General features: G+C 31.8%; 6 protein-coding genes. 5 read left to right on the top strand and 1 reads right to left on the bottom strand.

Annotated features, from left to right (window positions below; genetic code table 11):
* Positions 1 to 77: 77 nt before the first annotated feature.
* A complete protein-coding gene (locus CHRY9293_RS16065) occupies positions 78 to 875 on the bottom strand; it encodes an NUDIX hydrolase (protein ID WP_162033916.1) in 798 nt (265 codons plus the stop codon).
* A gap of 401 nt (positions 876 to 1276) precedes the next feature.
* Between CHRY9293_RS16065 and bglX the strand changes: the two genes are divergently transcribed.
* The 5 genes from bglX to CHRY9293_RS16090 all read left to right on the top strand — a co-directional run bounded on the left by bglX (position 1277) and on the right by CHRY9293_RS16090 (position 6950).
* Positions 1277 to 3499: a beta-glucosidase BglX gene (bglX, locus tag CHRY9293_RS16070; protein ID WP_162033917.1), complete on the top strand. Its 2223-nt coding sequence runs from the start codon at positions 1277 to 1279 to the stop codon at positions 3497 to 3499.
* Positions 3500 to 3530: 31 nt separating this feature from the next.
* A complete protein-coding gene (locus tag CHRY9293_RS16075; RefSeq protein ID WP_162033918.1) occupies positions 3531 to 4337 on the top strand; it encodes a glycoside hydrolase family 16 protein in 807 nt (268 codons plus the stop codon).
* 70 nt (positions 4338 to 4407) lie between these two features.
* Positions 4408 to 5853 (top strand): glycoside hydrolase family 30 protein, encoded by a 1446-nt coding sequence (locus tag CHRY9293_RS16080; RefSeq protein ID WP_162033919.1) that lies wholly within the window; start codon positions 4408 to 4410, stop codon positions 5851 to 5853.
* Between the two features lie 140 nt (positions 5854 to 5993).
* Positions 5994 to 6188, top strand: coding sequence for a hypothetical protein (locus CHRY9293_RS16085; protein WP_162033920.1), 195 nt, complete (start codon positions 5994 to 5996; stop codon positions 6186 to 6188).
* Between the two features lie 45 nt (positions 6189 to 6233).
* Positions 6234 to 6950: a hypothetical protein gene (locus CHRY9293_RS16090; RefSeq protein ID WP_162033921.1), complete on the top strand. Its 717-nt coding sequence runs from the start codon at positions 6234 to 6236 to the stop codon at positions 6948 to 6950.
* Positions 6951 to 7027 lie beyond the last annotated feature (77 nt).

Below are 7027 nucleotides of genomic sequence, written 5' to 3' on the forward strand. Positions count from 1 at the left end.
CTTTTCAGTATTTCAGAGAAATTTTTTTTAAAAATACTGATTATTATTGAATTTCAATAGAGTATAATTAATTTAATCTACAGGTTGTGAATTTCTTCGTCATTAGATATAGGATATCGATTTGTCGAAGTGTGGATATGATTTTTAAATTTATAAAGATAGGGAGCCTTATTGGCAGAACCGTCATAAAGTTTCTCCAATCGATCAAGAATATGTAAACTTAAAATTTTACGCTGAAAGTTGTTTCTCCTAAATTGTTGCCCCAATATGGTTTCGTAGAGAGATTGAAGATCTTTCATGGTAAATTTTTCTGGGAGTAAATTACTGGCTGCCACTTCTGTGTTGATATTCATTCTCAGGTATTCTAATCCTGTTTCAATAATTCTATCATGATCGAAAGCCATTTCCGGAAGGTTATTTACTTCAAACCATTCACAAGTTTCATTAAAAGAATCAGGAAAAGTATGAGTAATCGAAAAGTCAATAAGACTACAATAGGCTACGGTAATGAAACGTTGAAATATCCAATGATCTTTAGGTACTTCTATGCCTTTATTCCTTAATAAAATCTGATGTATATTGTTTTCGGTACGATCAATTCGTCCAAAAGTATGGAATTGTTTTAAAAATAAGTCTTTAAGATGTGTTCTTTCATATAAAACTCGCGCTGCTGCCTCTCGAAGGTCTTCTTCATTAAAGACAAAGCCTCCCGGAAGTGACCAAAGATCAAGATCATGATATTTTAAAAGTAATACTTTCAGGATATTATTATGAAAACCAAATATGGTACAATCCACAGAGAGGTGTGGCACAAAGTTTTTTGTATCAATAAGTTCCTGAAGGGTTTGTTTAATTTTGGAGTCGATGATTTTCATGGTAGTAAAAGTAAAATTATTTTATAAATCTTCTTCTTAGCATAGTGAAATATAGTAAACTTATTAGTAATAATACGAATACTGAACATAAAATATATAAAGAGTAAAATGTAAGAATTTGTTTTTCAAATAGTAATGAAATGATAAATTGTAGGGAAAGAGAAACAGAGGAATGTGTTGGATCTATTTTAGAAATGTAATTAATTTATTTTATTTTTGTTTTTAATTAATTAAATATTTTTATTTTCGTAAATAGTATAAAATATAAATTATTAATTAATATTATGTTAATTTTTTTTAAAAACATATTTTTATTGTCCCAAATTGATAATAAAGAACTTTTCCTTAATTTCGATTGTAGTCATTTGGGAAAATGAAAAGCAACTATATTTTGTTACATTATGAAAAAGGCGAGTTTTCTATTGTTGGTGGGCATACTAAGCATCAATACATTTGGGCAAAAGACGATCGACCAAAAAGTTTCCGAATTGTTGTCTCAAATGACATTGAATGAAAAAGTAGGACAGTTGGTTCAATACAGTGGGTTTGAATATGCAACCGGTCCTCAGAATTCGAATTCTGCAACAGTTTTAGAGGAAATAAAACAAGGAAGAGTAGGTTCTATGCTCAATGTGGCAGGAGGAGAAGAAACTCGAAATTTTCAAAAACTGGCTCTACAATCTCGGTTAAAAATACCTTTACTTTTTGGTCAGGATGTTATTCATGGATATAGAACAACATTTCCGGTAAATCTTGGGCAAGCAGCAAGTTGGGATTTAGGACTCATTGAGCAATCCGAAAGAATCGCAGCTACTGAAGCTTCGGCCTATGGGATTCACTGGACTTTCGCACCCATGGTCGACATTGCCAGAGATCCAAGATGGGGGAGAGTAATGGAAAGTGCGGGAGAAGATACGTATCTAGGGACTCAAATTGGGTTGGCAAGAATTAAAGGTTTTCAAGGAAAGGGTTTAGGGAACCTTGACGCTATTATGGCTTGTGCAAAACACTTTGCGGCCTATGGAGCAGCAGTGGGTGGAAGAGACTATAATTCTGTTGATATGAGCTTAAGACAATTAAATGAAACGTATCTACCCCCTTTTAAAGCCGCTTCAGCCGCCGGCGTTGCAACGTTTATGAATTCTTTTAATGATATTAATGGTATTCCTGCCACGGCCAATAAATATATCTTAAGAGAGTTATTAAAAGGCAGTTGGAATTATCAAGGTTTTGTAGTTTCAGACTGGGGAAGTATCGGAGAAATGATTCCTCATGGTTATGCTAAAGATATGAAAGAAGCCGCAGAAAAAGCCATTCTTGCCGGAAGTGATATGGATATGGAAAGTCGTGCTTATATGGCTGAACTTCCAAAATTGGTTCAGGAAGGAAAGGTAGATGTAGGGGTGATTGATGATGCAGTAAAACGAATTTTAGTTAAGAAATTTGAAATGGGATTATTTGATAATCCTTACCGATATAGTAATGAAAAAAGACAAAAAGAACAGACAAATAATCCGGAAAATAGAAAATTCGGCAGAATGTTTGGTTCAAAAAGTATTGTTTTATTAAAAAATCAAAATAATATTCTTCCTCTTTCAAGGTCGACAAAAACAGTTGCATTGATTGGTCCTTTTGGGAAAGAAACAATCGCTAATCATGGATTTTGGTCTATTGCATTTAAAGATGATAATCAAAGAATTGTAAGCCAATTTGAAGGGATTAAAAATCAATTAGACAAAAGCTCCGTGCTATTGTATGCCAAAGGATCCAATGTGGATGATCAAGATACCTCGATGTTTGCAGAAGCTATTGAAACAGCAAAAAAAGCAGATGTGGTTATAATGACTTTAGGGGAAGGCCATGCCATGAGTGGTGAGGCTAAAAGTAGAAGTAACCTTCATTTTTCAGGGGTTCAAGAAGATTTATTAAAAGAAATTGCCAAAACAGGTAAACCTATTGTTTTATTGATTAATGCAGGAAGACCTTTGATATTTAATTGGGCTGCAGATCATATTCCGGGAATTATGTATACTTGGTGGCTGGGTACTGAAGCGGGAAACTCTATTGCAGACGTATTGTTTGGGATAGTAAATCCCGGGGGTAAGCTTCCTATGACTTTCCCGAGAACAGAAGGACAAATTCCCATTTATTATAACCATTATAACACGGGAAGGCCAGCGAAAAATAATACGGACCGAAATTATGTTTCAGCTTATATAGACCTAGATAATGATCCGAAATTCCCATTTGGATATGGATTGAGCTATACTCAATTTAAATATGCTGATATGAATTTGAGTTCTACCAATCTTACGGGAAATCAGAAATTGAATATCAATGTCAATGTTTCCAATGTTGGAAATTATGATGGGGAAGAAGTCGTACAGTTGTATATAAGAGATTTGTTTGGAAAAGTGATAAGACCCATAAAAGAATTAAAGGGATTTCAAAAGGTTTTTATTAAGAAAGGAGAAAGTAAAGAGGTCCAGTTTATACTTACTACCGAGGACCTGAAATTTTATGATGATGAATTAAACTTTGATTGGGAAAGCGGAGAATTTGATATTATGGTTGGAACTGATTCTAAAGATGTACAAATAAAAAGAGTTAATTGGATAAAATAAAAGTTTCTATTAAAAAGAGGTAAGTAAATCTATGAATGTAATTAATCGAAATAATATTCATTTTTTAATTGGAGGAGCTTTAATGTGTTTTACATTGAATTGTATATCAAGTAAACGAAATGCTAAAAAACAATTAGTCTGGAGTGATGAATTTAATTATAGAGGATTACCTGATTCTAAAAAATGGAACTATGATGTCGGTGGGCATGGTTTTGGAAATGAAGAGTCTCAATTCTATACGCAAAAGCGTTTGGAAAATGCCAGAGTAGAAAACGGAAGTCTTATTATAGAAGCAAGAAAAGAAAATTGGGAAGATAGTGAATATACTTCGGCAAGATTGTTAACAAAAGGAAAGTTTTCTTTTCAGTATGGCACTATTGAAGTGAGGGCTAAATTACCAAAAGGTAAAGGAACGTGGCCCGCCATTTGGATGCTCAGTGAAAATACAGATAAATGGCCCAATGATGGAGAAATTGATATTATGGAACATGTGGGGTATAATCAAGGAACTATTCATGCTTCTATTCATACAAAAAATTATAACAATCGTAAAGTAGATCAAAAAACAGATACTTTAAAAGTAGATGATGCCAGTGAGAGATTTCATATTTATAAAGCAGATTGGACACCGGATCATATAGATTTTTATATAGACAATATAAAGTTTTTATCCTATAAAAATGAGAAAAATGGAGAAATGTGGCCTTTTGAACGACCTTATTTTTTAATTTTAAATGTAGCTGTTGGTGGGCTTTGGGGTGGAATAAAGGGGATTGATGATCAAGTTTTTCCTCAAAAATTCTATATAGACTATGTAAGGATCTACCAAAATAAATAATTTTTGTTCTAATCTAAATAAGATATCATAAAATTAAAGTTTCAAAAAACTTCATAGAAATAATAAAAATATGGTTTGTAAAAAATTAATCGTAAGTTATTTGGTCGTTGGAATAGTTTTCAATGCAAATGCACAAAATTATTGGAAAAAAAATACAGGGAAAACAGCAAAGGTAATTTTTACGAGTTCCAAAACGAATGAAAAAATGGTAGATAAAGGGATCATAAAATTCGAGAAAATGGATCAACCTAAAGAAACAGATGCCTGTATTTTTGTAGCTCCAGAATTCAAATATCAAAAGTTAATAGGTATTGGTGGCGCCATTACGGATGCGGCAGCTGAAACTTTTTATAAACTTCCAAAGAATAAACAGAAAGAAATAATTGATGCCTATTATGGTAAAAATGGATTGGGATACACTGTCGTTCGTACTAATATGAACTCTTGTGATTTCTCAAGTGATTCCTATACTTACGTTAGAGATAATGATACTTCTTTACAATCATTTACTATTGCCCATGATGAGAAATATAAAATTCCATTGATTAAAGAAGCACAACAAGCTATTGGAAACAATTTTACTTTCTATTTTTCTCCTTGGAGTCCTCCAGCATGGATGAAATCTAATAAAAGTATGTTCAAAGGGGGACGATTAGAGAATACTTTTTATCAAACTTGGGCGGATTACTACATTAAATTTATCAAAGAATACGAGAAAAGAGGAATTAATGTCTGGGGACTGACGGTTCAAAATGAACCTATGGCTACACAGACTTGGGAATCTTGTATTTATACAGCGGAGGAAGAAGGGACTTTTCTTAAAAATAATTTAGGTCCTACACTATGGAAGAATGGGTATAAAGATAAAAAAGTGATGATCTGGGATCATAATAGAGACTTGATTTATCAAAGAGCGACCACTACTTTAGGAGATTCGGAAACTTCAAAATTTGTTTCAGGAATTGGCTATCACTGGTATGAAACATGGAATAATAAAACGCAGCTCTTTGATAATTTAATTGAAACCCAAAGAGCTTTTCCAAATAAATTTTTGGCTTTTACGGAAGGATGTAAAGAGCAGTTTGATATGTCTAAAATTTATGAAGTAAGCTTAGGAGAGCTCTATGGAAGAAATATGATTAATGATTTTAATAAAGGAACTGCTTTATGGACCGATTGGAATATTTTGCTAGATGAAACAGGAGGACCAAATCATGTTGGAAATTTCTGTTTTGCTCCTATTATTGCGGATACAAAAACGGGTGAGGTGCATTATACTTATGAGTATTATTATGTTGGACATGTTTCCAAATTTGTAAAACCGAATGCACAAAGAATAGGAACCTCCTCAAATAGAGTAGCCCTGACTTCTACTACATTTATGAATGAAAACGGACAGCTGGTTACAGTAGTGATGAATGACACGGATAATGATATCGATGCCCATCTTTGGATTGAAGGAATGTCTGCTAAGTTATCAGCTCCTGCACACTCTATACAGACTGTGATTTTATAATTTTTATTTATTGTTTTAATAAATTCGTCGATATCAAATATGGAGTTCTTAGAAGAAAAGTAGCGGATGTTTGTTTAATTGGTTTAAATTCATTACTTTAGATAATGTATGTGTCATTTTGATAATAATTATAAATTCATATGGAGAATCAAAAAAAACTATTCGAGCTAATCCTTAAAATCGTTAAACAAAATCAGATTGTAAACGAAGGGATCAAAAGGTTATTAAATGTTGAAACAGGAAGATTAAGTAATTTAGATATATATATACGTGAATTAGAAAAGGAAATTTCAGATGAAGATGAAGTAAGACCTATTATTTTCCCTAAATTATAGCTCATATGAGAAATATTTTTTATTATATGAGAAAAACTAATAATTATGTTAGAATTGTTTGAAGAACTTCCAGACTTATACAAAACATTATTAAGTTCAGGGGGAGGATTATTTGTTGGATGGATTGCTACATACGTAAATGAGAAAGCAAAACAAAAAGCTTTGAAAAACGAAAATAAAAACCTTGTAGAAGAAACGGAAAATATTAAATCTCATTATACAGAAAAATTAGAGGAAATAAAAAAAGATCATCAATTAGAAATAGCAAAAAGGAAGTATCAATATGAAAGTAAAAAAGATATTTATATAACTTTTTTTAAACTACTTGATACTTTTAATTCAGAACAAAGTTTTTCCAGCCAAGAAAGAATAAAAGAAATAATTGAAGAGTTCAATCGTAATTTTACGAATGCTAAAACAACAAAAGCACAGCAGAATGCTTCAATTGTTTTTACAAAAAAGCTACAGGCTATGTCACTGGATTCAAACAAAGATTTAATAAAGTTAAAGCAAGAAACTAATAGTATTAGGCTTTTAGCTAGTGATGAGGTGATTGCAAAATTAGACTGTCTTGATGAGGGATATGATCTAGCTATGAAAGAGTCTGATCATTTACTTATTTCTATGCCTAAATTAATAATGAAAAATGATGAAGAAGAGATGGCTGAGTATAAAAAAAAAATTCAAATTCATGGTCAGTTAATTGAGAGTATCAAAAAAGAATTAATTGAATTAATGAGGAAAGAATTAACTGAGATATAATAATTATAAACTAATATTATTATTTATTGTTTTGCTAAATTAATGCATATAAAATAGTTCGGCGATACCTTTGGTAT

The organism is Chryseobacterium potabilaquae, from assembly GCF_902728265.1.
Taxonomy (GTDB): domain Bacteria; phylum Bacteroidota; class Bacteroidia; order Flavobacteriales; family Weeksellaceae; genus Chryseobacterium; species Chryseobacterium potabilaquae.